23 protein-coding genes, 1 tRNA gene and 1 pseudogene are annotated in these 26,973 nt (G+C 73.9%); 11 read left to right on the top strand and 14 right to left on the bottom strand.

Annotated features, from left to right (window positions below; genetic code table 11):
* Positions 1–214: 214 nt before the first annotated feature.
* The 3 genes from NITAL_RS25080 to NITAL_RS25070 all read right to left on the bottom strand — a co-directional run bounded on the left by NITAL_RS25080 (position 215) and on the right by NITAL_RS25070 (position 2,923).
* The gene (locus NITAL_RS25080; protein ID WP_052668962.1) at positions 215–997 is read right to left on the bottom strand and encodes a ComEA family DNA-binding protein; all 783 of its coding nucleotides are present in this window, start codon (positions 995–997) and stop codon (positions 215–217) included.
* Between the two features lie 114 nt (positions 998–1,111).
* Complete coding sequence (locus NITAL_RS25075) at positions 1,112–1,981, bottom strand: DegV family protein (RefSeq protein ID WP_052668961.1); 870 nt, start codon at positions 1,979–1,981, stop codon at positions 1,112–1,114.
* A 54-nt stretch (positions 1,982–2,035) separates the two neighbouring features.
* Positions 2,036–2,923 carry an alpha/beta fold hydrolase gene (locus tag NITAL_RS25070; protein ID WP_052668960.1) on the bottom strand — a complete coding sequence of 296 codons (888 nt, stop codon included), beginning with the start codon at positions 2,921–2,923 and terminating at the stop codon, positions 2,036–2,038.
* Positions 2,924–3,083: 160 nt separating this feature from the next.
* Here NITAL_RS25070 and NITAL_RS25065 point away from each other — a divergent pair.
* Positions 3,084–3,407: pseudogene (locus tag NITAL_RS25065) on the top strand (LLM class flavin-dependent oxidoreductase); the annotation flags it as partial.
* A 109-nt stretch (positions 3,408–3,516) separates the two neighbouring features.
* On the opposite strand, the gene leuS reads toward NITAL_RS25065, so the two are convergent.
* Positions 3,517–6,063, bottom strand: coding sequence for a leucine--tRNA ligase (gene leuS, locus NITAL_RS25060; RefSeq protein WP_052668958.1), 2,547 nt, complete (start codon positions 6,061–6,063; stop codon positions 3,517–3,519).
* A 142-nt stretch (positions 6,064–6,205) separates the two neighbouring features.
* Between leuS and NITAL_RS25055 the strand changes: the two genes are divergently transcribed.
* The 3 genes from NITAL_RS25055 to NITAL_RS25045 all read left to right on the top strand — a co-directional run bounded on the left by NITAL_RS25055 (position 6,206) and on the right by NITAL_RS25045 (position 8,047).
* Positions 6,206–6,279 (top strand) — tRNA-Ala (locus NITAL_RS25055).
* A gap of 191 nt (positions 6,280–6,470) precedes the next feature.
* Complete coding sequence (locus NITAL_RS25050; protein ID WP_157042083.1) at positions 6,471–7,169, top strand: hypothetical protein; 699 nt, start codon at positions 6,471–6,473, stop codon at positions 7,167–7,169.
* A 170-nt stretch (positions 7,170–7,339) separates the two neighbouring features.
* Positions 7,340–8,047, top strand: a complete 708-nt coding sequence (locus NITAL_RS25045; RefSeq protein WP_052668956.1) for a sensor histidine kinase — start codon at positions 7,340–7,342, stop codon at positions 8,045–8,047.
* Here NITAL_RS25045 and NITAL_RS29095 read toward each other — a convergent pair.
* Positions 8,037–9,659, bottom strand: a complete 1,623-nt coding sequence (locus NITAL_RS29095) for a helix-turn-helix transcriptional regulator (protein WP_157042082.1) — start codon at positions 9,657–9,659, stop codon at positions 8,037–8,039. The genes NITAL_RS25045 and NITAL_RS29095 overlap by 11 nt on opposite strands.
* A 121-nt stretch (positions 9,660–9,780) precedes the next feature.
* Between NITAL_RS29095 and NITAL_RS25035 the strand changes: the two genes are divergently transcribed.
* Entirely contained in the window at positions 9,781–10,602 is an 822-nt protein-coding gene (locus NITAL_RS25035; RefSeq protein WP_052668954.1) for a class I SAM-dependent methyltransferase, read from the top strand.
* 21 nt (positions 10,603–10,623) lie between these two features.
* Here NITAL_RS25035 and NITAL_RS25030 read toward each other — a convergent pair whose 3' ends face one another.
* Genes NITAL_RS25030 through NITAL_RS25020 form a run of 3 tightly spaced genes read right to left on the bottom strand, consistent with a single transcriptional unit; the run spans position 10,624 to position 13,861 of the window.
* Positions 10,624–12,288: an ABC transporter permease gene (locus tag NITAL_RS25030; RefSeq protein ID WP_052668953.1), complete on the bottom strand. Its 1,665-nt coding sequence runs from the start codon at positions 12,286–12,288 to the stop codon at positions 10,624–10,626.
* A complete protein-coding gene (locus NITAL_RS25025) occupies positions 12,285–13,205 on the bottom strand; it encodes an ABC transporter ATP-binding protein (protein WP_052668952.1) in 921 nt (306 codons plus the stop codon). Before NITAL_RS25025 ends, NITAL_RS25030 begins: the two co-directional genes overlap by 4 nt.
* Positions 13,202–13,861: a TetR/AcrR family transcriptional regulator gene (locus NITAL_RS25020; RefSeq protein ID WP_083442006.1), complete on the bottom strand. Its 660-nt coding sequence runs from the start codon at positions 13,859–13,861 to the stop codon at positions 13,202–13,204. The genes NITAL_RS25025 and NITAL_RS25020 overlap by 4 nt, the downstream gene beginning before the upstream one ends.
* A gap of 325 nt (positions 13,862–14,186) precedes the next feature.
* Between NITAL_RS25020 and NITAL_RS25015 the strand changes: the two genes are divergently transcribed.
* On the top strand, positions 14,187–14,768 hold the full coding sequence (locus NITAL_RS25015) for a DUF5698 domain-containing protein (RefSeq protein WP_052668951.1): 582 nt from the start codon (positions 14,187–14,189) through the stop codon (positions 14,766–14,768).
* Between the two features lie 10 nt (positions 14,769–14,778).
* Here the strand turns inward: NITAL_RS25015 and NITAL_RS25010 are convergent, their stop codons facing one another.
* Both NITAL_RS25010 and dhaL (NITAL_RS25005) read right to left on the bottom strand, forming a co-directional pair.
* Complete coding sequence (locus tag NITAL_RS25010; protein WP_052668950.1) at positions 14,779–15,549, bottom strand: IclR family transcriptional regulator; 771 nt, start codon at positions 15,547–15,549, stop codon at positions 14,779–14,781.
* Positions 15,546–16,262, bottom strand: coding sequence for a dihydroxyacetone kinase subunit DhaL (gene dhaL / locus NITAL_RS25005; protein WP_211262673.1), 717 nt, complete (start codon positions 16,260–16,262; stop codon positions 15,546–15,548). The genes NITAL_RS25010 and dhaL (NITAL_RS25005) overlap by 4 nt, the downstream gene beginning before the upstream one ends.
* Positions 16,263–16,417: 155 nt before the next feature.
* On the opposite strand from dhaL (NITAL_RS25005), the gene NITAL_RS25000 reads away from it, so the two are divergent.
* The 5 genes from NITAL_RS25000 to NITAL_RS24980 all read left to right on the top strand — a co-directional run bounded on the left by NITAL_RS25000 (position 16,418) and on the right by NITAL_RS24980 (position 22,643).
* Entirely contained in the window at positions 16,418–17,185 is a 768-nt protein-coding gene (locus NITAL_RS25000; RefSeq protein ID WP_052668949.1) for an MIP/aquaporin family protein, read from the top strand.
* 104 nt (positions 17,186–17,289) lie between these two features.
* On the top strand, positions 17,290–18,288 hold the full coding sequence (dhaK, locus tag NITAL_RS24995) for a dihydroxyacetone kinase subunit DhaK (protein ID WP_052668948.1): 999 nt from the start codon (positions 17,290–17,292) through the stop codon (positions 18,286–18,288).
* The gene (gene dhaL / locus NITAL_RS24990) at positions 18,288–18,983 is read left to right on the top strand and encodes a dihydroxyacetone kinase subunit DhaL (protein ID WP_083442326.1); all 696 of its coding nucleotides are present in this window, start codon (positions 18,288–18,290) and stop codon (positions 18,981–18,983) included. Before dhaK ends, dhaL (NITAL_RS24990) begins: the two co-directional genes overlap by 1 nt.
* Positions 18,983–21,538, top strand: a complete 2,556-nt coding sequence (gene ptsP, locus NITAL_RS24985) for a phosphoenolpyruvate--protein phosphotransferase (RefSeq protein WP_052668947.1) — start codon at positions 18,983–18,985, stop codon at positions 21,536–21,538. Before dhaL (NITAL_RS24990) ends, ptsP begins: the two co-directional genes overlap by 1 nt.
* A 55-nt stretch (positions 21,539–21,593) precedes the next feature.
* Positions 21,594–22,643 (top strand): NAD(P)/FAD-dependent oxidoreductase, encoded by a 1,050-nt coding sequence (locus tag NITAL_RS24980; RefSeq protein ID WP_052668946.1) that lies wholly within the window; start codon positions 21,594–21,596, stop codon positions 22,641–22,643.
* 26 nt (positions 22,644–22,669) lie between these two features.
* Here NITAL_RS24980 and NITAL_RS24975 read toward each other — a convergent pair whose 3' ends face one another.
* The 4 genes from NITAL_RS24975 to NITAL_RS24960 all read right to left on the bottom strand — a co-directional run bounded on the left by NITAL_RS24975 (position 22,670) and on the right by NITAL_RS24960 (position 26,738).
* Positions 22,670–23,983, bottom strand: coding sequence for a metalloprotease (locus NITAL_RS24975; RefSeq protein ID WP_157042081.1), 1,314 nt, complete (start codon positions 23,981–23,983; stop codon positions 22,670–22,672).
* A 74-nt stretch (positions 23,984–24,057) separates the two neighbouring features.
* Complete coding sequence (locus NITAL_RS24970) at positions 24,058–24,759, bottom strand: histidine phosphatase family protein (RefSeq protein WP_052668944.1); 702 nt, start codon at positions 24,757–24,759, stop codon at positions 24,058–24,060.
* Complete coding sequence (gene rsfS, locus NITAL_RS28750) at positions 24,756–25,343, bottom strand: ribosome silencing factor (RefSeq protein WP_083442005.1); 588 nt, start codon at positions 25,341–25,343, stop codon at positions 24,756–24,758. Before rsfS ends, NITAL_RS24970 begins: the two co-directional genes overlap by 4 nt.
* Before the next feature lie 135 nt (positions 25,344–25,478).
* Entirely contained in the window at positions 25,479–26,738 is a 1,260-nt protein-coding gene (locus NITAL_RS24960; RefSeq protein WP_052668943.1) for an LCP family protein, read from the bottom strand.
* Positions 26,739–26,973 lie beyond the last annotated feature (235 nt).

Here is a 26,973-nt window from a genome sequence, read left to right as displayed (position 1 = left end):
GCGAGGGCCACCGTCGCCAGGGCGACCCACACGACCCAGGCACCGCCACCACCACCGCTCACCTGGGCGGCGACCACGTCCGCGTACCGGGTCCCGAGCCGTGCGCCGAGTGACGCGCCGATCACGGTCGTACACGCCCACGGGACCAGCGGCCCGAGCACCGCTCCCGTCGACGCCGGCAGCGGCGCTGCCCCGCCCGGGACGGGTTCCGGACTCACCCGACCGTGACGAGGTCAGCGAGGTCCTGGAACCGCTTCTCCCCGATGCCGCTGACGTCGCGCAGGTCCCCGGGGGTCCGGAACGGGCCGTGCTGGTCACGGTGCTGGACGATCCGCGCCGCGATGGCCGGGCCGATCCCGGGCAGCGACTGGAGCTGTTCGACCGTCGCGCGGTTGAGGTCCACCGGACCACCGCCCCCGGAGGCCGCACCGTCCGCGGCGGTCGGACCTCCTGCCGCACCGGGTGGGGGTTCGGGCGGCTCCTCGCCCTCCCGCAGGATCAGGAGCTGTTCCCCGTCCTCCAAGGGCCGGGCCAGGTTGATGCGCGACGGGTCGGCGTCCCCGAGCAGCCCGCCGGCCGCGTCGACCGCGTCGGTCACCCGCGAGCCGGCCGGCAGCGTGACGACGCCCGGCGCCGCGACCGCGCCGGCGACGTGGACGGTGACCTCGCCGTTGGCGGCCTGACCGCCGAGCGGGCCGTCGATCGGGTCGTCGACGTCACCGTGGTGCTCGTGACCGCCCGGCTGTTCGGGAGCGGCCGCGTCTCCCGGCGCCGCGCCGGTCGGCCCAGCCGCGGCGCCGACCTGGCCGGCGTCCCCTGCGCCCATCGCCGCCCCGTCGGGCAGGGCCGGTCGACCGAGCGCTGACCAGACCAGCACGCCCGTCGCACCGATCGCGCACACGAGCAGGACCGCGAGGCCGACCACCTCGGCCGGGGTCGCCTCGAACCAGCTGGCCGCGCGGGCCAGCCGACCGCGCTCCTCACCGATCAGGTCCATGGCCGGAGGCTGCCGTACCCCGCCCGCGCCGACACGCTGGACCTCGCCGGGGCTGTGGACAGCGTGTCGGCCAGCGCCGCGACCGGGGATCGCAGCGGTGGCGTCGACCGACGGTCAGGGCGGTGGCATCGCCGACGCCGGGGCGACGGCGATGCCGACCGCGCCAGGACCGACGTGCGTGCCCACCACCGGGCCCATCGGTGCCTCGAGGCGCTCCGCGATCTCGATCCGTTGCTCGAGCGCCGCCCACACCTCGGCGGCGCGTTCCTCGGCGACGGCGTGGGCGACGATGACGTCGACGGGACGTCCCGCAGCGGCCTCGGCGGCGACGGTGGCCAGCCGCTCGATGGCGCGCGACCAGGTCCGTGTCCGCTCACGCACCTCGACGCGGCCGTCGACGAGGTGCAGGAGGGGCTTGACCTGCAGCGCCCGACCGACGACCGCCTGGGCGCCCGTCAGCCGGCCACCGCGCTTCAGGAAGTCGAGGGTGTCGACCACCACCAGGCTCGTGACCTGGTCACGGGCCCGGCGGACGGCCGCCGCGACCTCCGACGCCGTCCCGCCTCGCTGCGCCGTGCGGTGGCCCGCCAGCACCACCAGGCCGAGCGCGCCGCCGACCAGGCGGCTGTCGACGACCTCCACCGGCAGGTCCGCGCGGGCGGCGCGGTCGGCCGCCAGCTGGACGGTGCCCGACAGCGCGCCGCTGCAGTGGACCGACACGGCCGCCTCCAGGCCGTCGTCCGCGCAGTCGGCGTAGGCCTCCTCGAACCACACCGGCGCGGGCTGCGACGTGGTCGGCAGGCCGGGCGACGCTGCGAGCCGCGCGTAGAAGGTCTCCGCGTCGATCGTGATGCCCGAGATGAACGACTCCGTACCGAACGCCACCGACAGCGGCACGACCCGGATCCCCAGGCTCTCGACCAGGTCTCGAGGCAGATCGGCGGTCGAGTCGGTGACGACCGCGACGCTCGCCCCGCTGGCCACACCTACCTCCCGGGATCGTCCGCCCGGATCCGGACGGCGGTGACGGTCGCGAGCCTAACGGGGCGCGACGGCGGGCCTGCCGGTGGTCACGAACTCCACGATGCGCGCCCCGATCGTGACCGGGTCCTCGAGGTGCAGGAAGTGGCCGAGCCCGTCGAGCACCTCGACACGGGACGCTGGGTGCGGCAGGACCCCGACGGCACGCTCTGCGATCGCGGCGCCGATGCAGCCGTCGTCACGACCGTGCAGGTGCAGGTGCGGTTGCGGCGGGAGCGTGACGCGCCGGCTGGCCGCCCGGTTCTCGGCCGCCGCCGTCGCGAACCCGCGGAAGTAGCTGAGGACCGCCCGAGCGACGCCAGGCACGGCGAACGTGGCACGCAGCGGATCGAGGTCGGCGGGCTGCAGCTGGTAGCCCGGCGACCAGGTGTGCCACAGCCGACGGATCAGGGCCAGGTCGCGGGCGGTGAACAGCGCCTCCGATCCGGGGAGCTGGGCCGCGACCACGTACCAGGACCGTCGCGCCTGCGGCACGTCGAGCCGTGCCTGCGCCACCACCGACTCGGGTGGGACGGCCAGCGTGACGAGTCGGCGCCAGCGATCCGGTGCCGCGGCGGCGGCGCGGGCGCCGGCGATCGCCCCCCAGTCGTGTCCGATGAGCACCGCGTCCCGCCGGCCCCCGAGAGCACGGTGCAGCGCGTTGACGTCCGCGGTCAGGGTGTCGGGGTCGGTGCGGCGATCGGGCGGCACCTCCGTCGGTGCGTAGCCACGCATGGCCGGCGCGACCGCGTGGAAGCCGGCGGCAGCCAGCTGCGGCAGGAGGTGGCGCCAGGTCGCCGAGGTGTCGGGGAACCCGTGCAGGCACAGGGCCAGCGGGGCGTCCGGCGGGCCGGCCGACGTCAGCGCCCACTCGATCCCGTTCGCACGGACCGTCCCGCTACCCACCGTGCCTCCTCGGCGTCGACCTCCCGATCCCCGCGTCGACCGGCACACGGTACTCGCCCGGACGCCGGTGACCGGAGGACCCGCCGGCCCTGTCCGGGAGTCGGCGCCCGACACGCGGACCACGGCGCACCCTGTGACGTCACCGACGAGAGAGCCCCTCGTGCCGAACTACGGCTTCACCCTCTTCAGCGAGCTGAGTCCACCGGACGCTCAGGTCGACCAGGCGATCGCCGCCGAGGAGGCCGGTTTCGACTTCATCGGCATCTCCGATCACTTCCACCCGTGGCTGTCGCGGCACACCGACTCGGGCTTCGCCTGGAGCGTGCTCGGGGCGATCGCGGCTCGCACCGCACGAGCTGAGCTGATCACCCTCGTCACCTGCCCGTTCGTGCGCTACCACCCGGCGATCATCGCCCAGTCGGCCGCGACCGTGCAGCTGCTGTCCGACGGCCGTTTCACCGATGGTGCACGAAGCGGCCGACGCCGGCTACGACCGGGTCAGCTTCGTCCAGGTCGGGCCGGACCGCACCGACGGGTTCCACCGCTGGTTCGCCGACGAGGTCCGCCCCGAGCTGCCCTGACCGACCGCGGGCTCACCCGACGACGAGGTTGACCAGCTTGCCCGGGACGACGATGACCTTGCGGACGGTGGCGTCCACGAGCTGATCGGCCACCGCCTCGCGGGCGGCCGCCTCGAGCGCATCGCGGTCGGCTCCGGCGGCGACGGTCGCACGGCCGCGCACCTTGCCGTTGACCTGGACCACGATCTCGACCTCGTCGTCGACCAGCAGCGAGGTGTCCGCCTGCGGCCACCGCTGGTCGTGGACCGATCCGTCGTGGCCGAGCCGACGCCACAGCTCCTCGGTGATGAACGGGCAGATCGGCGCCAGCATCGTCAGCAGGGCCTCGAGCGCCTCACGGACGGCGGCGCCGCCGTGCGCGCCGCCGCGCCCACCGCTGTCGGCCCCCCGGGTGGCGTCGAGGGTGGCGTTGGTCAGCGACATCAGCTTGGCGATGGCGGTGTTGTACTTGCGGGACTCGAAGTCCGCCGAGCCCGCCACGATCGCCTCGGCGGTGGCGCGTCGCAGGGTCGCTGCGACGTCATCCGACGCGTCCTGCGCGGTACCTGCTGACTCCCGGGCGACGTGCTCGAGGGCCAGGCGCCACACCCGCGAGAGCCACTTGTGCATCCCGGCCGGGGACACGTCGGCCCAGTCGATGTCGTCCTCCGGCGCGGACGCGAACAGCATCGTCCCGCGCAGCGTGTCGGCGCCGTAGGTTTCGTACACCTCGCCGGGGACCACGAGGTTGCCCCGGGACTTCGACATCGCCGCGCCACCGAGGATGACCTGCCCCTGGTTGAGCAGCGCCTGGAACGGCTCATCGGCGGCGACGTGCCCGCGGTCACGCATGGCCTTGACCACGAAACGGCTGTAGAGCAGGTGCAGGACGGCGTGCTCGACACCGCCGGTGTACTGGTCGGCGGGCAGCCAGCGGCTGGCCGCGTCCACGGGCCAGGGCTCGGTGTCCGAGGTCGGATCGAGGTAGCGCAGGAAGTACCACGACGAGTCGACGAAGGTGTCCATCGTGTCGACGTCGCGGACCGCCTCCTCGTTGCCGCACGCCGGGCATACCACGTCGTACTTCCACGTCGGGTGCAGGTCCAGCGGTGAACCAGCGACCGAGAAGTCGAGATCGTCGGGCAGCCGGACGGGCAGCTGATCGCGGGGGACGGGGACCTGCCCGCAGTCGCCGCAGTGGACGATCGGGATCGGCGCACCCCAGGAGCGCTGGCGTGACACCAGCCAGTCACGCAGGCGGTAGTTGACCGTGGCCTTCGCGGTGCCCTGTGCCTCGAGGTCGGCGGTGATGCGCTGCTTGGCCTCGCGCCAATCCAGCCCGTCGTAGTCGCCGGAGTTGACCATCGTGCCGTCGCCGACGTACGCCTCGGTCATCGTGTCGGCGTCGAGGGTGGTGCCGTCGGTCGGGGCGATCACGACCCGGACGTCGAGGCCCTCCTGGCGGGCGAAGTCGAGGTCGCGCTGGTCGTGCGCGGGGACGGCCATGATCGCGCCGGTCCCGTAGTCCATCAGCACGTAGTCGGCCGCGTACGCCGGCACCGGCTGCCCGGTCACGGGGTTGACGAGGTCGAAGTTCAGCCGCAGGCCACGCTTGGTCCGACCCGCCCGCTGGGCGGCCTCGTCCTCGCCGTTCCCCGAGCCTGCAGCGTCGAACCCCGACACGCGTTCGACGTCGGAGCGGCTGGCGACCTGCTCGACGAACGCCTGGTAGTCGGCGTCATCGGCCATGCGTTCGGCCACCAGCGGGTGCTCGGGTGCGAAGACGAAGTAGGTCGCACCGAACAGGGTGTCGGGACGGGTGGTGTAGACGACCACGGGTTCGCCGTCGCCCACACCCGGCTCGGACTCGGCGGTCCAGAAGGTGACCTCGGCACCCTCCGACCGGCCGACCCAGTTGCGCTGGGCGTTCTTGACGCGGTCCGGCCAGTCGATCGTGTCCAGCCCGGCGAGCAACTCGTCGGCGTAGTCGGTGATGCGGAAGAACCACTGCGTGCGCGGCACCCGCTGCACGATCGCCCCGGAGCGTTCCCCGCGACCGTCGATCACCTGCTCGTTGGCGAGCACCGTCTGGTCCACCGGGTCCCAGTTGACCAGCGCCTCGCGGCGGTAGGCCAGCCCCGCGTCGAACAGCTCGACGAACAGCCACTGGGTCCAGCGGTAGTACTCGGGGTCGCAGGTGTGCAGCACCCGGTCCCAGTCGAACGAGTACCCGAGCCGGACCACCGTCGAGCGCTGCTCGTCGATGTTGGCGTAGGTCCAGGCCTTCGGGTCGGCACCCCGGTTGCGGGCGGCGTTCTCGGCCGGCAACCCGAACGCGTCCCAGCCGATGGGGTTGAACACCTTCCGGCCGGTCATCCGCAGGTGGCGTACGAGGGTGTCGTGGATGGAGAAGATCTCGGCGTGCCCCATGTGGAGGTCGCCCGACGGGTACGGGAACATCGTCAGGGCGTAGAAGCCCTCGCCCGACAGATCGGGCGTCGAGTAGGTGCGCTCGTCGTGCCAGCGTTGGGCGTGCTCGGCCTCGAAGCTGGTCGGGTCGTACCGTTCGACGTCGTTCACCGGAGGGCCTCGGGAGGGCGGGCAGGGGTGTGCGGAGGGTAGCCGCGCGCCCCTCCGGCCCGGTTCGCCACCCCTGTCGGTGGCGTGTACGCTCCGCGACCGCACGACCAGGGGCCGTCCCGATGGTCCGTCGTGCGATCTCGGGCCGGTAGCGCAGCCTGGCAGCGCACCTCCATGGCATGGAGGGGGTCGTGGGTTCAAATCCCATCCGGTCCACGAAGAGAGCCCCGCTTCGGCGGGGCTCTCGTCGTGTCGCGGGCGACCTCGATCGTGCCGGGGGCTAGCCGGTGCGGCGGGCCCACGCACGCACCGGGGCCCGGAACGCACGCCGGCTCAACCCTCCGTCACGCGGGTCGACACCGCGGGTGAACGTCACGGGGAACGGGGTGCGGGTGCGAGGGTTCCGGATGAGGAGCACGCTGGTCGGCGTGCTCGTGTCGACGAGCCTGCTCGTCGCTGTCGTGCCGGCCGGGGCCGAGGTCCCGCTCGGCGACCTCGTCTGGTTCCCGCCCGACCTCGAGGAGAGCCGCCGCGCGCCGGTGGGCCCGGAGGACTTCCTCGTGCAGGAGGCCGGTGTCGCCACGGAGGACGTGGCCGAGGCGATCACCGCCATGGCCTGGGAGGACCATCGGGCCGGCACGCGCATCGTGCGTGCCGTCCGCTTCACCTCGCCCCAGGCCGCGGAGGAGGCCGCGAGGACCCTCGCCACCCGCGATATCGGGCCCGTCGTCGACCTCGGCTCGCTCGGGCAGGGCTTCGTGGTGACACCGGAGTCCGAACCACCAGCCACCGACGGCCCGTCGCCGCTGCACGTGCACGACGGGTTCCGCGTCGCCGGTCGCGATCTGATCCTGATCGCCGCGGTCACCCCGGACGTCGCCGCGCCACAGAGACTCCTCGACCACATGGCCGAGCACGCGGCACGGTTCCCGGGCTCGTCGGCACCGGTCCCCGGCGGGTCGGGACGTTCGATCCCGATCGTCCTCACGGTCGTCCTCGGCGGCGTGGGCGCCCTGATCGGAGTGGGCGGGCTGACGTGGCGCCGCCGGCGTCCGCCTCCCGCGGTCACGCCGGTGGGTCCGGCCAGCCGCCCGTGGGTCGCCTGACGGCGGCAGCCGGGGGTCGCACCGCGGCGATCAGCCCACCTCGGCGGGGCGCGCCGGCTCCTTCGTCGGTAGCCGGCCATGGCGCCTGCCCGGTGCCCCTGGTTGACTGCGCCACAGCCCCGGGGGGTGGAGCACGCCGCCGACCCGAGCGGCCCCGGAGGGAGCCTCCTGTGACGCAGGCGCGGCCGGACGGCGCCGACGAGGTCCTCACTGCCCGGGTGAACTTCGAGGAGACCGCGTCGAGCGCGGCCCACGAGATCGCCGGGCCGCTCGGCACCGTCGGTGCAGCGGTCGGTCTGATCGCACAGATGCTCGGGCCCGACGACGACGAGGCCCGCGAGCTCGTCACGCTCGCCGGACGCCACCTGCGCCTGATCGAGCTGCAGGTGCGACGCATCGCTCGGCTGCGGCCCGGGCCCGAGGAGCCCCAACGACGCCACACCGACCTCGTCTCGGTGACCCGTGAGCTCGTCGACGACCTGTCGGTCAGTCTGCTCGCCGACCATGCGACCACCGTCGAGGCCGCCGGCCCCGTCGAGGCCGAGGTCGACGCCGACCAGGTCCGCCAGGTCCTGTTCAACCTGTTGTCCAACGCCGCGAAGTACAGCCCACCGGACCGGGCCATCGTCGTCTCCATCGCAGCGGCGGCGGATGCCGTCGAGCTGCGGGTCCGTGACCAGGGGCACGGCGTGATCCCCGCCGAGTCCGAGCGGATCTTCGAGCGCTACCGACGGGCCGACGAGGACGTCCAGGGTCTCGGTCTCGGGCTGACCGTGTCCCGGGAGATCGCCCGGGCCCACGGCGGCGACCTGCACCTCGAACCGGCGGAGGAGGAGGGCGGCAGCACCTTCCTGCTGAGGCTGCCGCTCACCGGGTGAGCCGGAGGACGTACGCGGCGGCCTCCGTCCGGTTGTGGAGCCCCAGCTTCGCCAGGATGTTGCTGACGTGGTCCTCGGCCGTTCGGAGGCTGATGAAGAGGGCGGAGGCGATCTCGGCGTTCGACCGCCCCTCGGCCACCAGCCCGAGCACCTCGGTCTCACGTGGCGTCAGGCGCGTGCGGCCCCCCGGGAACGCGGATGTCCGCTCGAGCGAACGCAGGAGAGCCCTGGCTGCGTCCACGTCCGGGCCCGCACCCAGCCGTTCGAAGCCGGTCAGGGCTGCGCGCGCCTCGGCCCGCGCGAGCATCGGCTCGTCACCGGCCAGGGCGACGGCGAGGTCGTACCGTGCCCGCGCGAGCTCGTAGGGCAGCTCCGCCTCCGCGAACACCGCGCTGGCCTGCTCCAGCAGCTCGATGGCGCCGCGGCCGCCCGCTGCTGCCTCGACACGGGCCTGCGCGTGGACCGCCAGTCCGCCCACCGTGACCTGTTCGGTCGCGTCGGCGAGCGCTGCGAGCTCGTTGGCGATGCCGGCCGCCTCGTCGCGACGACCGTCGGCGAGCGCTGCCTCGACGAGCAGCCAGAGCACCGGAGCTGAGGCGAGGCCGCGACCTCGGCGGGCGAGGTGACGTTCGAGGGTGCGCACGGCGAGTGCTGCCTCACCGACCGCCAGGTACAGCCGTGCGGCAGGGACCGCAGCCGCGGTGGTCGCCTCGTAGTCCTCCAGGAGCCGGCGGGCCTCCTCGAGGCGCCCCTGCTTCACACGCAGGTCGGCCAGACGCAGCACCGGACCGCCGCGGCTGCCACGCCAGGAACGGTCGTAGAGGTCGATCGCCTCCGCGAGCTCGACCTCCGCCTCGTCCCAGCGACCAGCAGCGGTCAGCAGCCCCCCGTGGTGCATGCGGCAGATGGCCGACACGGGGAGCTCGCCGGTCCGTGCCACGAAGGCATCGATCGCGCCGAGCCACGCATCCGCTCGGCGCACGTCGAGCGCCACCTCGCAGGCACCGAACAACGAGCAGTAGATCTCACCGGCGGGCCAGGGATCGTCGACGATCCCGCTGCTCACCGCTGCAGCCGACTCGTCGATCAGGCGCATGCCCTCGGTGACCCGTCCACGTCGGACCAGGCTGAGGCCGACGTGACCGAGCGCGTCGTACTCCAGGCACAGGTCGCCCAAGCGCCGCCCCATCTCGACGGCAGCCTGGCCGTGTCGTGCCTGCACGGCGGGGTCGACCGCCGAGGACGCGAGGAGCAGCTCCAACCAGCCCTGCTCGGGGCACTCCTCCACGTCCTCGAGCAGCCGTCGCGCGTGTCCGGTCCAACCCTCGCAGACGGCGAGGTCGCCGTGGATCCAGAGGTGGAGCCCGGCGAGCTGCACAGCCACGGATCCGGCCGCGATCACCTCGCCCGACTCGCGGTAGCCCGCGTAGGCCCGCTCGCGCAGGTGCAGCGCCCGCGGGTAGTCGCCCAGCCAGTACAGCGCCTGTCCGAGGCCATCGAGACCGCCCGGCGTCTCGGCCGATGCAAGCGCCTCCTCGAAGCAGGCGCGTGCCAGCGACCAGTCGCAGGCAGCGAGCGCGGCATGGCCGCGCTCGATCGGTCCCTCGGTCACGACGTCCACCACCGGAGCGTGCCACGGCGTTCTCCGTGGCGGAACCCGTGGTTCCACGGATGCGTCGCTGCGCCACGGCGAACGACGATACGAGCAGCGACCACGGACCTGGAGGGATGCGATGTCACCGACCACCGCGACACACGGCTGGCAGCTCGTCGACGACAGTGCGGTCGCGTACGAGGAGTACCTGGTGCCGCTGGTGTTCGACGCCGCAGCCCGTGACCTCCTCGACCGGGTCGGCGTCACGTCGGGGCAGCGCGTCCTCGACATCGCGTGCGGTACGGGCGTCGTCGCGCGGTACGCCGAACGGCTGGTGGGGTCATCGGGCGAGGTGACCGCCGTCGACGTCAACCCCGGCATGCTCGCCGTCGCCCGCCGGGCAGCAGGCGCGGCACCGATCACCTGGGAGCAGGCGAGCGCCGCTGCGCTGCCCCTGCCCGACGCCAGCGTCGACGTGGTGTGCTGTCAGCAGGGCCTGCAGTTCCTCGCCGACCGACGACGCGCACTCGCCGAGGTCCACCGCGTCACCGTCCCAGGGGGGCGAATCGGCGTGAGCGTGTGCCGCGGCCTCGAGCACCAGCCCGGCTACCTCGAACTGGTCGCTGCCCTGCGTCAGCACGTCGGTCGCCCGGCAGCCGACGGGATGGCATCGCCCTTCGACGCCGGTTCTCGCACCGACCTGCGCCAACTCCTCCTCGACGCGGGTTTCGACGAGGTCGAGGTCCGCATCGTGATCTGGCCGCTCCGTCTCGGCTCGGCCGCGGCCTTCCTCCGCGGTGAGGTGGCGAGCTCGCCGCTGGCCGACCTCTTCGCCGAGCTCGACGCTGACGTGATCGATGCGCTGGTCGCCGACCTCACCCTGCGGCTGGAGCCGCACACCGACGACGCGGGGCTCACCTTCCCCCTCGAGACCCTCGTGGCGACCGCCACGAGGACCTGAGGGGACGGTGAGCGGCCACGATCAGGCGGGCGTGGCCAGGTCGCGGCGTCGGAAGCCGATGAGGCCGATCGCGATCAGCAGCGCCGCCAGGCCGGTGAGCACGACCAGTGGCGCCACCGTCAGGTCCGCGGCAGGGAGCTGGGGCACGTGCCCGAACGGGGACAGGTTCGCCATCCAGTCCGGGAAGGACAGGAACCCGCCGAGGTAGACCACCAGGAACGAATAGCCGACCACGCCCCACGCTGCGGCGACCAGCCGAGGCAGGACACCGAAGAGCAGCATCGCCACACCGGCCGTCACCCACACCGCGGGGGCGTAGGCGAGCGCCGCACCGGCGGCCCGACCGACGAGGGCCGCGTCGTCGGCCGTGATGGCGGCGGTGACCCCGAAGCTGAGCCCGGCCACGAGCAGGACGAGGGTGCCGCCGACCACGGCGACGACCAGGTGCGTCGCCGCCCACCGCGTCCGCGACAAGGGGGTGGCCAGGACCGGCTCGGCGCGGCCGGAGCTCTCCTCCGCCCGCAGCCGCAGCACGGCGAGGACGGCCTGGATGGAGCAGATCATGGCCAGGACGGTCAGGATCATGCTCGCGAACGACTCGACGACGGCGGCCCCGGCGATGTCCGGGAGCACGTCCTGCAGCGCCTCGAGCTCGGACAGCATCTCCTCGGCGCCACCGATGAACGAGCCGTACATGACCCCGAGCAGCAGCGCGGCGACGCTCCAACCGATGAGGCTCGCCCGCTGCAGCCGCAGCGCGTGTCCCTGCGGATGGGCGACGGCGTCCGACGCCTCGGCAGGTCCGGGACGCGGTTGCCGGAGCCCGGCGCCCACGTCACGCCGGGTGCTGAGCGCGAACGCGAGCAGGACCAGCATCGCAGCCACCGCCACCGAGATCGCCAGCGGCCACAACCGGTCGTCGACGTAGGCGCGGGTCTGCTGCGACCACCCGATCGGGGACAGCCAGGTCAGCACGCCCTCGCCGACGTCACCGGCGCCGCGCAGGGCGTAGGCGCCGCCGAGGACGGCGAACGCCATCCCGGACGCGCCACGGGCGTACTCGGTCACCTGCACGGTCACGGCGGCGACACCGGCGAAGACGAGGCCGACGCCGGCCAGCGCCGCCCCGAAGACCAGCGACCCGCCCCACTCGACGGTCTCCATGCCGGTGCTGGCCAGGCCAGCCGCGATCAGGAGGGCGAGCACCACGGTGACGCCGGTGACCACGAGCAGCGCTGCGGCGGTCGGTGCGTGGCGTCCGACGACCCCGGCCCGGATCAGCTCGGCGCGGCCGGACTCCTCCTCGGCGCGGGTGTGGCGCACGACCAGCAGCACGCTCATGAGCGCCACCACCACGGCGGTCATCACCAGCATCTGGTGGGAGATCATCGCGCCGTAGGTGTAGTTCTCGACGCCGGCGTAGTTCGGGCCGAACATGGCGACGGTCGCCGGGAGCTCCATGGTCGAGGCGATGGCCTGACGGTCGGCCGCGGTCGGGTAGGTCTCGGCGAAGCTGGCCGTGCTGGACACGGTGAACCCGGTGATCCCCACGATCCACAGCGGGAGACGCACACGGTCACGCCGCAGGATCAGCCGGATCAGAGGCCACAGGCCGGTGAACGATCCCCCGCGGGTGGGCTGTTGACCGACGGGGGCGGGCGCCCGGACGAGGGTGTCGGTGGTCATCGCGCACCCCCGTCGCCGGCCGCGGTCAGGTCCTCGCCGTAGTGGCGCATGAACAGCTGCTCGAGCGTCGGCGGGTGGGAGACCAGGGACCGGATCCCGAGCCCGTGGAGGTGACCGATCACCGGGTCGATCCGCTCGGCGTCGACGTCGAAGCGCACCTGCCCGTCGTCGACGACGAGGTCGTGCACACCGGGGAGGTGGTCGAGGTCGGTGGCCGGGGTGACGGTCTCGGCGACGACCGTGGTCCGCGTCAGGTGACGCAGGTCGGCCAACGTCCCGGACTCCACGATCCGACCCAGCCGGATGATCGAGATCCGGTCGCAGAGCTTCTCGACCTGCGCGAGGATGTGCGAGGACAACAGGACCGTGCGGCCCTCGTCCTTGGCCTCCAGGATGCAGGCCTGGAAGATCGTGTCCATGAGCGGGTCGAGGCCGGCGGTCGGCTCGTCGAGGATCAGCAGCTCGACGTTGGACGCCAGCGCGGCCACGATGGCGACCTTCTGGCGGTTGCCCTTGGAGTAGGTGCGCGCCTTCTTGGTGGGATCGAGGTCGAAGCGCTCGATCAGCTCGTCGCGCTTGCGGCGGTCGAGGTCGCCGCGCAACCGGGCGAAGACGTCGATCGCCTCGCCACCGGTCAGGTTCGGCCAGAGTTCGACATCGCCCGGCACGTAGGCCAGGCGCCGGTGGAGCGCGACCGCGTCGGTCCACGGGTCGCCGCCGAGCACGGTGGTGCGACCCGCGTCGGCGCGCAGGAGCCCGAGCAGCACCCGGATGGCGGTCGACTTCCCGGCTCCGTTGGGGCCGAGGAACCCGTGGACCTCGCCGGGTGCCACCTCGAGATCGACCCCGTCGAGCGCCCGGGTGGCGCCGAAGGTCTTGACCAGGCCGGAGGCCGAGATCGCTGCGGTCGTGTTCATGATGGTGCGTCCTGTTCGTTCGCGAGTGCGTCTCGCATCTGGTCGTACAGCGCCTCCGGCACGACGCCCTTGCTGAGCATCTCGAGGGCCGGGAGGACGTAGGCCCCGTACTGCTCGGGGGACCCGAGGAGGTCGACACCGAGCAGCCGCTCGGCGTGCTCGAACAGCGTCAGCAGCCCGAGGGACCACAGCGTGAGCACGGCCGCGCGGGATCGGGGGTGCTCGCTCGGCAGGATCAGCCCGGTGCGTTCTCCCTCGGCCATGTACTCGACCGCGTCGTCGACCATCTCGTCGACGAGGACGGCCACGTGGGGCGAGCCGTCCGTGAGGGTCCGTCCGAGGTAGCGCATCAGGTGTCGGCTGTCCTCGGCGCCTCGCAGCGCGGCCATCGGGTCCATGCTCGGCCCCTGCGACATCGCATCGAGCTTGCTCGCCCGCACCTGCGCCGCGACGTGCTCGTCGCAGGCGACCCGCAGCCCGTCCTTCGAACCGAAGTGGTGAACGATCAGCGGCTGGGACACCCCGGCGGCCTCGGCGATCAGCTTCAGGCTGGTGCCGTCGACGCCCCGCTCACCGAACAGCTCGATCGCGGCATCCCGGATGCGCGCACGACCGGTCCGGTCGTCGGTGCCGCTCGGAGGGGGGTCGGTGGACATCGGCACCTCGTGGCTCGGCGGCGGCGGGGCCGTCGGAGGACGGCACCCGCTTGGCACTGACTAAGTCTTCAGTCAGCATACTGAAGGGACGTTCAGCCGACAAGCGTCGGCCCGACGCCCGGGATGGTCTCCGTCCGCCGGGGGTGCTCCCCTTCAGCGCGGGACGGGCACGCCGATGCTTCCCGAGGCGAGCGCCTGTCCCCCTCCCGGCGCCCCTCTGCTCCTACCCGCTCCCTCCCGCTCCCTCCCGCTCCCTCCCGCTCCCTCCCGCTCCCACCCGGACCGACGGTCTCCCACCGCGGCCCGCTCCCCCGCAGGCTCCGCCGTGCCGTTCGACCTCGACCTCATCGCCCTCTGGACCGCCATCTGGCCCGCCCTCGCCGTCGCCGGCCTCCGCGCCGGGGACGTCAGCCTCAACGTCTTCAAGACCGTCTTCGTGGTCTCCGAACGGCGCGCGCTCGCGTCGCTGTTCTCCGGCCTCGAGGCGGCGCTGTGGCTGTCGGCGGCCGGGATCGTCCTGGCCGACGTCACCCCGCTGCGGTTCGCGGGGTTCGTCGTCGGCGTGGCCACCGGCACCGCCCTCGGCGTGACCATCACCCGGGCCCTGCAGCTCGGCATGGTCACCGTGCGCGTCTACGCCGACGCCGCGCCCGCCGACGCGACGGGTCTGTCCCTCGAACCCGCCGGCCCGCTGGTGGCACGCGCGATCCACGAGGCCGGGTTCGGCGCCACCGTCTTCCGCGGCACCGGCTTCAACGGGCCTGTCGACATGGTCCTGTCCACGGTGCGCCGCCGGCACGCCGACCGGGTCCTGGCGATCGCCCGCGACGTCTCACCCACCGCGTTCGCCGCGATCGACAACAGCCCGCACCCGGCGCCCGCAGCCGCGACCGCCGGCCGGGTCTGACCGAGCGCCGTCAGACCGCGCGCTGGTCGGGCAGCCCCACGGGCCAGGTCGGTGCCCCGAGGTCGCGCGACACGTCGATCGCTGCCCGCCGGACGGCATCCTCGATGCCGGCATCGAGGGGCAGGTCGGAGGTCGGCACGACGATGGCGATGGCGCCCGCCACGGCACCCTTCGCGTCGAAGATCGGCGCGGCGACCTCGGACTCGCCGATGACGGCCTCGTCCTCGGCGCGAGCGATACCGCCGGCACGGACGTCGGCCAGGACCTCGTCAAGAGCGGCGGTGTCGACCACCGTCCGTCCCGTCAACCGGCGCAGCGGCACGTCGCTCGGCAGCGTCGCACGAGCCTCGGCGTGGAAGGCGAGCACGGCCTTGCCGAGGGCCGTGCCGTGGGCCGGGATGTCGATGCCGATCTCGCGCATCTGCCGGCTGCCGTCGGGCCGCATGACGTGGTGGACCACGACGATGTCACCGCCGAGGATCACCCCGACGCGGACCGCGTACCCGGTGCGTTCGCTGAGCGCGTCGGCCCAGCTCGTGCTCCGCAGCCGCAGCTCGTTGCTGTCGAGGTAGACGTTGCCGAGCAGCAGCACCCCGGCCCCGAGCGCGTACCGGCCGGCGGTGTCCTGCTCGACCATGCCGCGCGCCACGAGGGTCTGCACGATGCCGTGGACCGTCGAGTTCGCCAGCCCCATGCGGCTGGCGAGCTCGGTGAGCCCGAGACGACGTGCCCCCTGCAGCTCGAGCAGGACGCTCACGGCGCGGTCCACCGACTGGATCACGGACGCACCGCGCGGCTCATCGCCTCGAACAGCATGGCCGACGAGGTCGCCCCGGGGTCCTGGTGTCCCTCGCTGCGCGCCCCGAGGTAGCTGGCGCGGCCCTTGCGGGCGCGCATCGGGACGGTCGCCTCGGCCCCCCGCTCGGCGGCCACCGCGGCGAGGGCCAGGGCCTCCGGCAGGGAGCTGCCCTCGACCAGGCGCTGTTCGAGCTCAGCGACGGCCGGGGCGATCGCATCGATCATGGTCTTGTCGCCCGCGACGGCCGCGCCGAGCCGCTGCACGGCACGCAGCCCCTCGCGGAGGGCGGCGGCGAGCTCGTCCGCCGAGACCTCGGCGCCAGGCGGCAGCGCATCGCCCATCGCCACGAACACGGTCCCGTACAGCGGACCGCTGGCTCCGCCGATGGCCCGCGTCAACGCCAGACCCGTCTCGCGACACGCGTCAGCCGGGCCGGCCGTCGACCCGGCGTCCAAGGTGGCCGTGGCGGCGCGCAGGCCCCGGGTCATGTTCGTGCCGTGGTCGGCGTCACCGATCGCCGCATCGAGCTCGGTCAGGCGCCCCTCGGCGTCGGTGACCATGGCCTCGAGCGCCGCGACCCAACGGCGCACGAAGGCGGCGTCGAGCCCGCCCGCAGGGCTGCCGGCGTCCGCCGACCCGTCGCCCGCAGCCGGGGTCACGACCCGGCCCCCTGCATCCACCCGTCGGCTCGCCACCGTGGACCTCCCTGCCCGCACCCTTGACACCCTACCCGGCTTCGTGTTCGCTGACCTGAGTTCGACGATGTCGAAATGACTTCGGTGATAGCGATGACCCGTCGGGAGGCGGGCCGGTCCTGAGGTCACGCGCACACAGGGAGTGGGAGCGCACCATGGGAGAGAACAGCACCGTCCAGAAGCTGGTCAGCGAGGCCGCCGGCACCGCACTGCTGGTGTTCATCGGCGTGGGCTCGGTGCCCGCCACGCTGCTCGTCAACGGAGACACCCCGTTCACCATGCCGAGCCTGATGACCATCTCGCTCGCCTTCGCGACCGTCGTGATCGCCGTGGTCTACGCCATCGGGCACATCTCGGGGGCGCACATCAACCCGGCGGTCACCGTCGGTCTCGCTGCCACCGGCCGGTTCCCGTGGCGTGACGTCCCCGGTTACGTCGGCGCACAGGTGGCCGGTGCCGTGCTCGGCGCCCTGGCGATCGCGGGGGTGCTCGGCTCCCCGGCCGTGGACGCGGGCCTCGGGGTGGCGACCTTCTGGGAGGGCGTCGGATCCGGCCAGGCGCTGTTCGCCGAGCTGATCGGCACCGCCATCCTCGTCTTCGTCGTGTTCGGCGCCATCGACGGGCGCGCCCCTGCGGGCTGGGCGGGCCTCGCGATCGGCCTGGCGGTGTTCGCCATCATCATCGTGGTCGCCCCCGCCACCTCGTCGTCGATCAACCCGGCGCGCACCGTCGGCCCGATGGTGGTCCTGCAGGCGCTCGGCGGCAGCGTCGCCTGGTGGCAGCTGCCCTCCTACCTGATCGGCGAGTTCGCCGGCGGGGTGCTCGGTGCGGGGGCGTACGTGGCCCTGGCCCGGACGCGCGACGCCGACCTCGTCGAGGTGGCCGGCACCGAGGCGACGCTCGCCGAGGGCGTGGTCCGCTGAGACACCGGTGCCGGCCGTCCTCGCGGAGACCCGTGCGGCCGGCACCGTCCGAGAGCTACAACCAGTGACGAGCGGCGTCCCGACGCCGCGGAGGGAGAACGACCGTGAAGAAGCTCATCAACTCACCCGAGACGATCGTCACCGACGCGCTACGAGGGGTCGCCGCGGCGCACCCGGCGCTGTCGGTGGATGTCGAGCGCAAGCTGATCGTCCGCGGAGATGCCCCCGTCACCGGCAAGGTCGGGTTGCTGTCGGGCGGAGGCTCGGGCCACGAGCCCTTGCACGGCGGCTTCGTCGGGCGCGGGATGCTCGACGCCGCCTGTCCGGGTGAGGTCTTCACCTCGCCGACGCCCGACCAGATGCTGGAGGCCACCGAGCGCATCGACGCCGGTGCCGGCGTGCTGCACATCGTCAAGAACTACACCGGCGACGTCCTCAACTTCGAGATGGCGGCCGAGCTCGCCAAGAGCGCGGGCATCGACGTCGAGGCGGTGGTCATCGACGACGACGTGGCCGTCCAGGACAGCACCTTCACGGCCGGCCGCCGCGGCGTCGGCGCCACCGTGCTCGCGGAGAAGATCTGTGGCGCCGCCGCCGAGGAGGGCCGTGACCTCAAGGAGGTCGCCGATCTGTGCCGCCAGGTCAACGCGGGCTCGCGCAGCATGGGCATCGCGCTGACCTCCTGCACGGTGCCCGCCGCCGGACGTCCGACCTTCGAGCTCGGCGAGGACGAGATGGAGGTCGGCATTGGCATCCACGGCGAGCCGGGCCGCGAACGCCGTCCGCTCGCGACCGCGGCCGAGGTCGCGCGTGCCCTGACCGAGCCGATCCTCGACGACCTGCCCTTCGCCTCCGGGGACCGGGTGCTGGCGTTCGTCAACGGCATGGGCGCCACGCCGCTGATCGAGCTGTACGTCGTCTTCAACGAGGTGGCCGAGATCCTCGGCGAACGCGGCGTGACCATCGAACGCAGCCTCGTCGGTTCCTACATCACCTCGCTGGAGATGGCCGGCTGCTCGGTCACGCTGCTCAGGCTCGACGACGAGCTGACGCGGCTGTGGGACGCGCCCGTCGACACGGCGGCGCTGCGGTGGGGGGTCTGATGGTGACGCTGCGACCTGCCACCGAGATCACCGACGATCGCGCGGCGCAGGTGGTCACCACCGACGACCTGGTCGCCTGGTTCCGCCGCTTCGCCGAGGTCGTCGAGGGACGCGCGGACGAGCTCAGCTCGCTCGACGCGGCGATCGGTGACGCTGACCACGGCACCAACCTCCGCCGCGGCGCCCGAGCCGTGCTGCTGGCTCTGGACGCCGAACGCCCGTCGGACGTGGCCGGGTTCGGCCGCACGGTCGCGATGCAGCTCATCTCGGCCGTCGGGGGCGCGAGCGGCCCCCTCTACGGCAGCTTCTTCCTCGCCCTCGGGACCAGCGGTGGTACCCAGGGCGCGCTCTCCCCCACCGGGTTCGCCGCCGCCGTCCGTGCCGGCGTGGACGGGGTCGCGGCGCGGGGGAAGGCCTCGGCCGGGGACAAGACCATGCTCGACGCGCTGCTACCGGCGGTGTCGGCCCTCGAGGAGGCCACGGCGAGCGGGGCGCCGTTGCGCACCGCGCTGCAGGCGGCGGTGGACGCCGCGGAGACCGGGATGCTCGCGACCATCCCTATGGTCGCTCGCAAGGGTCGTGCCAGCTACCTCGGGGAGCGCAGCGCCGGGCACCAGGATCCGGGGGCGACCTCGTCGTCGCTGCTGGTGCGGGCTGCGGCGCAGACCCTCGACGTGACGGATCGGGGAGCCTGATGTCGGTCGGGATCGTGGTCGTGTCGCACAGCGCCGCGCTCGCGGCTGCGGCGGGTGAGCTGGCGCGTGAGATGGCGGGCGAGGATCTGCGGCTCGCGCTGGCCGGTGGGGTCGACGATCCCGACGCACCGCTCGGCACCGACGCGGTCCGGGTGCTCGCGGCCATCGAGGAGGTCGACGGGGACGACGGGGTGCTCGTCCTCATGGACCTCGGCAGCGCGGTCCTCTCGGCGGAGATGGCCGTCGATCTCCTGCCCCTGGGGCGGGCTGACCGCGTGCTGCTGTGCGACGCCCCCCTCGTGGAGGGCCTGGTGGCGGCGGCGGTGCAGGCGACGGCCGGCGCCGACCTCGCGGGGGTCGCTGCCGAGGCACGCGCCGGACTGGTCGGGAAGGCCGCCCACCTCGGGGTCGCGTCACCGGCGACGCCGACCTCCAGGGGCGCTGCCGCCCAGGGCGCAGACGGCGAACGGGATGCGGACGACGCCACCACCTCCCTCCCCGTCACCGGCGCCCTCGGTCTGCACGCGCGTCCCGCCGCCCGGATCGTCGAGACCGTGTCGCGATTCTCAGCCGTCGTGACCCTCGAGCACGCCGATCCCGACCGGGCGGGGGTGCCCGTCCCCGCCACCAGCCTCGCGGGCATCACCACGCTCGGCGCCCGTCGGGGCGACGCGCTGCTGGCCCGGGCCCGCGGTGAGGACGCGGACGCGGTGCTCGCGGCGCTGCGGGCCCTGGCCGACGACCGCTTCGGCGACCCGGCCGACGCGTCCGAGCAGGTGCTGGCGTCGCCGGCCGACGACGCGGAGAACGGCTCGAGCGGCGACCCGACCGTGGACGGATCGCTGCACGGTCTGGCGGCTTCCCCCGGGCTGGCCGTCGGTCCCGTCCACCGTCTCGACGGACCGGACCTGCCGACCGTGCCAGCGCGCCGGGTGGATGACACCGCCCCCGAACGCCGCCGCCTCGACGCCGCGCTCACGGCGGCAGCGACGACGATCAGCCGCTCCCGCGACGAGCTGACCCGGAGGGCGGGCGGGGACGCCGGCGAGATGCTCACCGCGCACCTGCTGCTGCTCGAGGACCCGCTCCTGCTCGACCCCGCCACGGCAGCGATCACCGAGGACCGCCTCGACGCGGCGTCGGCGTGGCACCGCGCCGTGACCGCGCTGGCCGACACCTACGCGGGGCTAGAGGACCCCTACCTCGCCGAACGGGCCGCCGACGTCCGGGCGGTCGGTGCCGAGGTGCTGACGCGACTGCTCGGGATCGACGCGGCGCTCCCCCCACCGCACGGCGTCCTGGTCGCCCACGATCTCGCACCCGCGGACGCGGCACGCATCGACCCCGATCGCGTGGATGCGATCGTCACCGCGGTCGGTAGCCCGACGTCCCACGCCGCGCTGATCGCCCGGTCGCTCGGCATCCCGACCGTGGTGGCAGCCGGGCCAGCCGCCACCCGGCTGACCGACGGGACGCAGGTGATCGTCGACGGTACGCGGGGGCTGATCCACGTCGACCCCGATCCGGACGAGCTCGCCGGAGCTCGCAGCACCATCGCGGACCAGCGGGCCGACGCCGAGGTGGCTCGCCGGGAGGCCGCCGACCCCGCGACGACCCGCGATGGGACCCACATCGAGGTGGTCGCGAACATCGGCGTCGCCGGTGACGCCGCGCGGGCGTACGCGGCGGGCGCCGACGGTGTCGGACTCCTGCGCAGCGAACTGCTGTTCCTCGACCGCGCCGCGGCACCCGACGAGGACGAGCAGGTCGAGGTCTACGGCCAGGCCTGCCGGGCCCTCGCGGGGCGACCGGTGGTCCTGCGCACCCTCGACGTCGGTGGCGACAAGCCGTTGCCCTACCTCGAGCTACCCGAGGAGCTCAACCCCTTCCTCGGTACGCGCGGGCTGCGGCTCGGGCTCGAGCGGCCGGCGCTGCTCACCACCCAGCTGCGTGCGGCGCTGCGGGTCGCCGCCGAGCACCCGCTGCGGGTGATGCTGCCGATGGTCTCGACCGTGGCCGAGATCCACGCGGCGCGGCGTCTGCTGGAGGAGGCGCGCACCCAGCTGCGGGCGGACGGGCTGACGGTCGCCGACGACCTGCAGCTCGGCGCGATGGTCGAGGTCCCGGCGCTCGCGCTCCTGGCCGATGACGTGGTGGCCGAGGTCGACTTCCTGTCGATCGGCACCAACGACCTGACCCAGTACGTCATGGCCGCTGAACGGGGCAACAGCGCCGTCGCCCACCTGGCCGACCCGCTGCACCCGGCCATCCTCGGGCTCGTGCGAACGGTGTGCGACGCAGGGGCTCGAGCCGGCGTTCCGGTCGCCGTCTGCGGCGACCTCGCCAGCGATCCGGCCGCTGTCCAGGTGCTGGTGGGCCTCGGCGTACGTGAGCTGAGCGTCCCCCCGCCGGCGGTGCCGGCGGTCAAGCGTGCCGTGCGCGCGGTCGACCTGGAGGAGGCCCGTGAGGTGGCCGACCGCGCCCTGGCCGCGGGGTCGGCCCCGGCGGTCCGTCGCGTGCTGATGGACGGCCCGCTCGATCGCGTCGGCGCCTGACGCCGTCGACCGGCCCGGGGGGCGTACGGTCACGAACCTCCCGTCAGGAGGTCCCGTGCCCGAGCCCACCCCGACGACCGGTCCCGCGAGTCGTGCCCGCGTGGTCGTGATCGGTGCCGGCGCGTCCGGCCTGACCGCGGCACGCGACCTCGCGGCCACCGGCCACGAGGTGACCGTCGTGGACAAGGGGCGCGCCGTCGGGGGTCGGCTCGCCTCGCGCCGCATCGGCGAGGCCGACTTCGACCACGGCGCCCAGTTCGTGACCACCAAGCACGACGACGTGCGGGACGTGTTCGACGGGTGGCGGCGGGCGGGTGTGCTCGTGCCGTGGTTCACCGGCTCCCCGGACGCGCCAGCACGGTCCGACACGGCCCGCGACGGGCACCCGCGCTTCCGCGGCAGCCCGCGGATGCGATCCCTCGCCGAACACCTCGCCGCGCCGCTGCCGGACGTGCGCACCGGCCTCCGCGTCACCGAGGTGCGTGCCGATCCAGGAGGGTGGCTCGTCAGCGCGGTACCCGTCGACCGCAGCGACCCGGTCCGCCTCACCGCGACCGCCGTGCTGTGCACGGCACCGGTCCCCCAGACCCTCGCGCTGCTCGACGCCGGCGGGGTCGAGCTGACCGAGCACGCCGAGACGGCGCTCCGACCCGTCACCTACGACCCGACCATCGCGCTGCTCGCGATCCCCACCGGCCCGACCTCGCTGCCGAACGAGGGGGCGTTGCGCCTCGCCGACGGACCGGTCAGCTGGCTCGGCGACGGGCTACGGAAGGGGACCTCATCGACCCCGGCCGTGGTCGTGCACGCCAGCCCCGATGTGAGCCGCGACCTGTGGGGGGCCTCGGACGAGGAGATCGCCGACCACGTGCTGACCGCAGCCCGCCCGCACCTCGGCGTCGATGCCTCCGCTGTGTACGTCCACCGCTGGCGCTACGCGACCCCGACCGGGCCACCACCCGGGGGCGACGACCTCGCGCTCCTCGACCACGCCCCGGCACCGATCGCGTTCGCCGGCGACGCGTTCGCGGGCGGCCGCGTCGAGGGCGCGGTCCGCTCCGGTCGCGCCGCGGCCCACCTGCTGACGTCCGCCCTCGCGCCGTGAGGTGACCTGACGGCCCGCGGGGACCGTCAGGCGGGAGGAGCCACAGGGGCCGAGCTGGCGCGCGGCGCACCGACGAGGAGCCGCGCCACACGTGGGTCACGGCGGGCACCGTCCAGTTCCGTCGCGTAGGTGGCGAAGGTCCGCACGTCGCCGCCCGCCCGGCGCGCCGCGAGCAGCCAGGTGGCCGCGCCGTGGTCGTCACCGAGGGCGCCGCGGACGATCGCGAGCTGCAGCGCCGCATCGGGACCGAGGCCGCGGTGCCACAGGGCGAGCGCCGCCCGCGACGCGTGGTGGTTCCAGTTCGCCGCGTTCAGCACGCTGACCACCAGCGCGTGATCGTTCATGTCCAGCTTCGCGGCCCGTTCCACCGCCAGGTCGAGGAGCTGCTCGGTGCTCGCCCGGTCGAGCAGCGCCGGCGGGACCGTGCCCGCCGTGCGGTCCCCCACGAAGCGCACCAGACGTGCGGCGCCGGCCCGCGGGTCGGCGAGCAGGTCGACCGCGAGCCGCTCCAGCGACCACTCGTCACCCTGGGTGACCAGGAGCGAACGTGCCTCGTCGAGGCGTCCCGCCCGGGCGTGGATGACGGCGGCGCTGGCGCGTGCGGTGGCCGCCAGCTGCTGACCCAGGGCGTCGCCGACATCGGCCTCCCGCGTGGCCAGACGCACGAGCTGCTCGCCGTCGTCGACGAGGCCCGCCACGGTGACGTCGACGGCCCGCTGCTCAGGGCTCGCCAGACGACACCTGATGCCGGCGGTACCGAGGAGAGCGACGACGCCGAGCAGCAGCCACTGCTCGATGCTGATCGCGTAGAGGGCCGCGACGGCGACCGTCACGGCGTAGAGCACCGTGACGGCGTGGCGCCGCCGCGGGTACCCGCTGTCGTTGATGGCGAGCTCCACGAGCCTGGCACCGTCGAGCCCGGGCACGGGGACGAGGTTGAAGGCGTTGATGTAGAGGCCGGCGTAGGCGAACCAGAAGGCGAAGGGCCACGCGCTGAGTGGCAGGACCCCGCTGTGGAGAGCGAGCCACACGCCCCCTGCCGCAGCGAGCCCGACGAGCGGTCCGGCGGCGACGAGCACCGCACGGCGTGGCCGGGACAGGTAGCCGATCTCGGGGGTGAGGGTGTGCGCCCCGAGGGGGTTGAGGCCGACGGTCGGTCGGCCACCGAGCACGATGGCCGCGATCGCGTGCCCGCCCTCGTGGACGGCCAGCGTCGCGAGCAGCGCGGCGGCGGCCGCCAGTGGACTCGGGGCATCGTGCACGACCAGGAGCAGGATGAGCAGCGGCAACAACACACCGCTGGTCTCGAACCGGATGCGTGGCGTACGTCCTGGTCTCACCCGTGCCCCCGTCGTCGGCCTGCCCACCTCATCGGGATGTGGACCCGCCGGGTTGAGGGTCAGCTGGCGACGGGTCAGCGTCCGACGGGTGGCGCGTCCGAGCCGGCAGTGATCGCGCCGAGGACCGCCTCGGACACTCCGAGGGTCCAGCCGCTGCGCAGGTGGGTGGGCACGTGGCCGACCTCGTTCCAGCGATCGAGGACCACCGCGCCACCCTCGCCGTAGCTCAGCAGGTCGTGGAAGGAGGCGTTGTCCACGCCGCCGAACGTGCCCGGCGCGACGCCGGTGACTCGGTGGACGCCCTGCCAGACCGGTCCCCCGTGGGTGACCGCGATCGTCACACCACCGTCCGGGGTGGTGTCGAGCAGCTCGCGCAGCACCGGCTCGACCCGGTCGGCGAGCGCTTCGGCGGACTCGCCGCCGACCTCGCCGACCACGTCCTCGCCGGCGAGCCAGCGCTGCCACCGGTCCACGTCGCGGTCGGCGACCTCGGCGCGCAGGCGCTGCTCCCAGCTGCCGAAGGAACGTTCGCGCAGCCGCGGGTCGGGTGCCGCACGCCGGCCGAGCGCGGCCTCGAGCGGCGCGACCGTCTCGCGGGTCCGCTGCAGGTCCGAGGTCACGAGGCGGGCATCCGGGTGCCGCGCCGCCAACGCGACCGCGGCGGCCGCCGCCTGGGCGTGGCCGCGCGGCGACAGGCCGGCGCACGACTGCCCCTGGATGCGACGTTCGGCGTTCCAGATGGATTCGCCGTGCCGGACGAGGACCAGGCGCCTCACCGGTCCCCCGCGGCCCCCGCCTCGCCGTCGGCGTGCAGGTCGTCTGCGAGGTCGGTATCGAGGTCGTCGAGCTCCGCGGCGAGGTCGGCCACCTCGGCGTCGGCTTGGAGGTCGTCGTCGTCCTCCCCGGTCAGCTCGACGTCGAAGGGGTTCGGGACGCGGCCACCTTCCACGTCGGCTTCGCGCGCGGACCCCGCACCGGGCTCCGGCGCGGCGCTGCGCTCCCCCGTCAGCACGTCACGGCGCGGCACGTCGGCCCACAGGCGGTCGAGCGCGTAGTAGTCGCGCTGCTCCTCGGCGAACAGCTGGCAGACCAGGTCGCCGAAGTCGAGCAGCATCCAGCCCGAGCCGGGCGTGCCCTCGCGCCGTAGGACCTCGCGGCCGTGGTCCTCGTGGAGCCGCTCCTCGATGCGGTCGGCCACCGCCTTGAGCTGGCGGTCCGAGGCGGCGGTGGCGAGCAGGAACAGATCGACGACCGCGAGGATGTCGGCGACCTCGAGGATGGCGAGGTCGGTCGCCTTGCGGTCGTCGGCGGCGTCCGCCGCGGTGACGGCGAGCGCGACGGCCTCATCGGTGGCGGGCACGTTGTTCCTTGGATGCGTCGGGGGGAGCCCCCAAGGGAACCACACCGGGCGGGAGGCTGGGGACGGACAGGCGGGAGGCTGGGGACGGACAGGCGGGAGGCTGGGGACGGACAGGCGGGAGGCTGGGGGGACGGGTCAGCCGTCGTCGTCGAGGTCGCCCGGGTCGAGCTCAGGCACCTCGTCGCTGGCCTCGGCGCCGCCGACGGGGAAGTCGAGACCCACCACGATGGTCAGGTCGACGACCGACTGGGGGGTGCCGGAGCGTTCGATCTCGCCGACACCGAGCCGGTCGCGGACGTCCCTCGCCGCGGCGAGCGTCTCCGGTTCCTCGTCGTAGACCAGGATGCGGGTGATCCGGTGGTCGAACCGGTCGGCGTTCCCCGTGAGCAGCACCCGGTACCCGGCGGGCTGGAGCACCTCGGCGACGAGGGCTCCGACCCCCGGCATCCCGTTGCCGTTGAGCACCTGCAGCGAGCGGCCACCGGCCACCCCCGGGTCCGGCTTCGACGCGGCGAGGTGGTCGTCGACCAGCGTGGCGACGCGCTCGGCGTTCGCCCGGTAGGCGTCCTCGGTCCCGGTCCCGAGCGGTGACACGTACAGCGTCAACGTCGTGACCTGGTCGTCGGCGCGGGCGGTGGCGAGCTCGGCCAGCACGGTCCGCACCAGCCCTGCGTCGACGTCCTCGGTGTCGGCCTCGCCGGTGGCGACGGTGCCGGTCACCGTCAGCTCCGGCGCCCCGTCGGCGAACAGCGCGTCGAGCTGATCGGGTGCCTCGAGCAGCCGGTCGAGCACGGCCGTCAGGGCGGCCTGCACCCGCGGGAGCTGAGCGAGCTCGGACTCGGCGTCATCGCGGTGGGTCAGCAGCGTGGCCAGGCCCGCGCCGTCGAGGCGCTGGGTCCCGGCGGGCAGCAGCGTGGTGCCGCCGCCGTCGGCGTCTCGGTCGACCAGCGGTGCCGACAGGGTGACCTCGACGCCGCCGAGCCGGTCGAGCAGGGTGCTCCACCCGTCCTCGGTGACGGTCACGACCGCGTCGCTGCGGATTCCCAGGAGGTTGTCGACGCTGACGCCGACCAGGGGTCCGCCGCCGAAGTCGAACGCCTCCCGGAGGCGGAACGAGCCGTGCCCGGGGACGTCGGTGATCGTCGCCGTGGGCACGAGCAGGATGGTGCCGCGACCGCTGTCGCGCTCGCTCGCCAGCAGCGCGATGGACACCGCCTCGGGACCGTCCGGGCCGTCGGCGACGGTCACGATCGTCACGACCGGCTGCGGGTCCCCCGTGGCCGCGTCGGGTGCGGTGACCGCGGGGTCGCCGGTGACCGCGTCGCGGGCCCGGTCCACGAGGTTGAACGCCACGATCACCACCGCCAGGCCGATCAGCGCGAGGAGGCCGATCACCAGCGTGGTGCGGAGACGGGCTGCCCGTCGTCGTGTCTGGCTCTGGCTCTTCCGGCGTCCGGGGCGCGGGCTGCCGGCGTCACCGCCCGCGGCCCCGGTACCAGGACCCGCCGCCGGCGGCGGCGTCGGCCTGGAGCGGCGCCGCTTCGATCGCGGCGATGCGCCGGTGTCGGCGCGCCGTCGACGTGGCTGTGGGCTGACGCCGCCGGCCCCCGCCGGGCTGCTCGGGGGCACG

Source organism: Nitriliruptor alkaliphilus DSM 45188 (assembly GCF_000969705.1).
Classification (GTDB): Bacteria; Actinomycetota; Nitriliruptoria; order Nitriliruptorales; family Nitriliruptoraceae; genus Nitriliruptor; species Nitriliruptor alkaliphilus.
The sequence above is the reverse complement of the archived record's forward strand: the minus strand, read 5'-3'. Positions and strand labels throughout refer to the sequence as shown.

Coding starts and splice junctions, on each gene's coding strand:
- NITAL_RS25035 (WP_052668954.1), top strand. CDS start 9,781: ATGTCACCGACCACCGCGACACACGGCTGGCAGCTCGTCGACGACAGT.
- NITAL_RS25025 (WP_052668952.1), bottom strand. CDS start 13,205: ATGAACACGACCGCAGCGATCTCGGCCTCCGGCCTGGTCAAGACCTTC.
- NITAL_RS25020 (WP_083442006.1), bottom strand. CDS start 13,861: ATGTCCACCGACCCCCCTCCGAGCGGCACCGACGACCGGACCGGTCGT.
- NITAL_RS25080 (WP_052668962.1), bottom strand. CDS start 997: ATGGACCTGATCGGTGAGGAGCGCGGTCGGCTGGCCCGCGCGGCCAGC.
- NITAL_RS25050 (WP_157042083.1), top strand. CDS start 6,471: ATGAGGAGCACGCTGGTCGGCGTGCTCGTGTCGACGAGCCTGCTCGTC.
- NITAL_RS25000 (WP_052668949.1), top strand. CDS start 16,418: ATGGGAGAGAACAGCACCGTCCAGAAGCTGGTCAGCGAGGCCGCCGGC.
- dhaL (WP_083442326.1), top strand. CDS start 18,288: ATGGTGACGCTGCGACCTGCCACCGAGATCACCGACGATCGCGCGGCG.
- ptsP (WP_052668947.1), top strand. CDS start 18,983: ATGTCGGTCGGGATCGTGGTCGTGTCGCACAGCGCCGCGCTCGCGGCT.
- NITAL_RS25030 (WP_052668953.1), bottom strand. CDS start 12,288: ATGACCACCGACACCCTCGTCCGGGCGCCCGCCCCCGTCGGTCAACAG.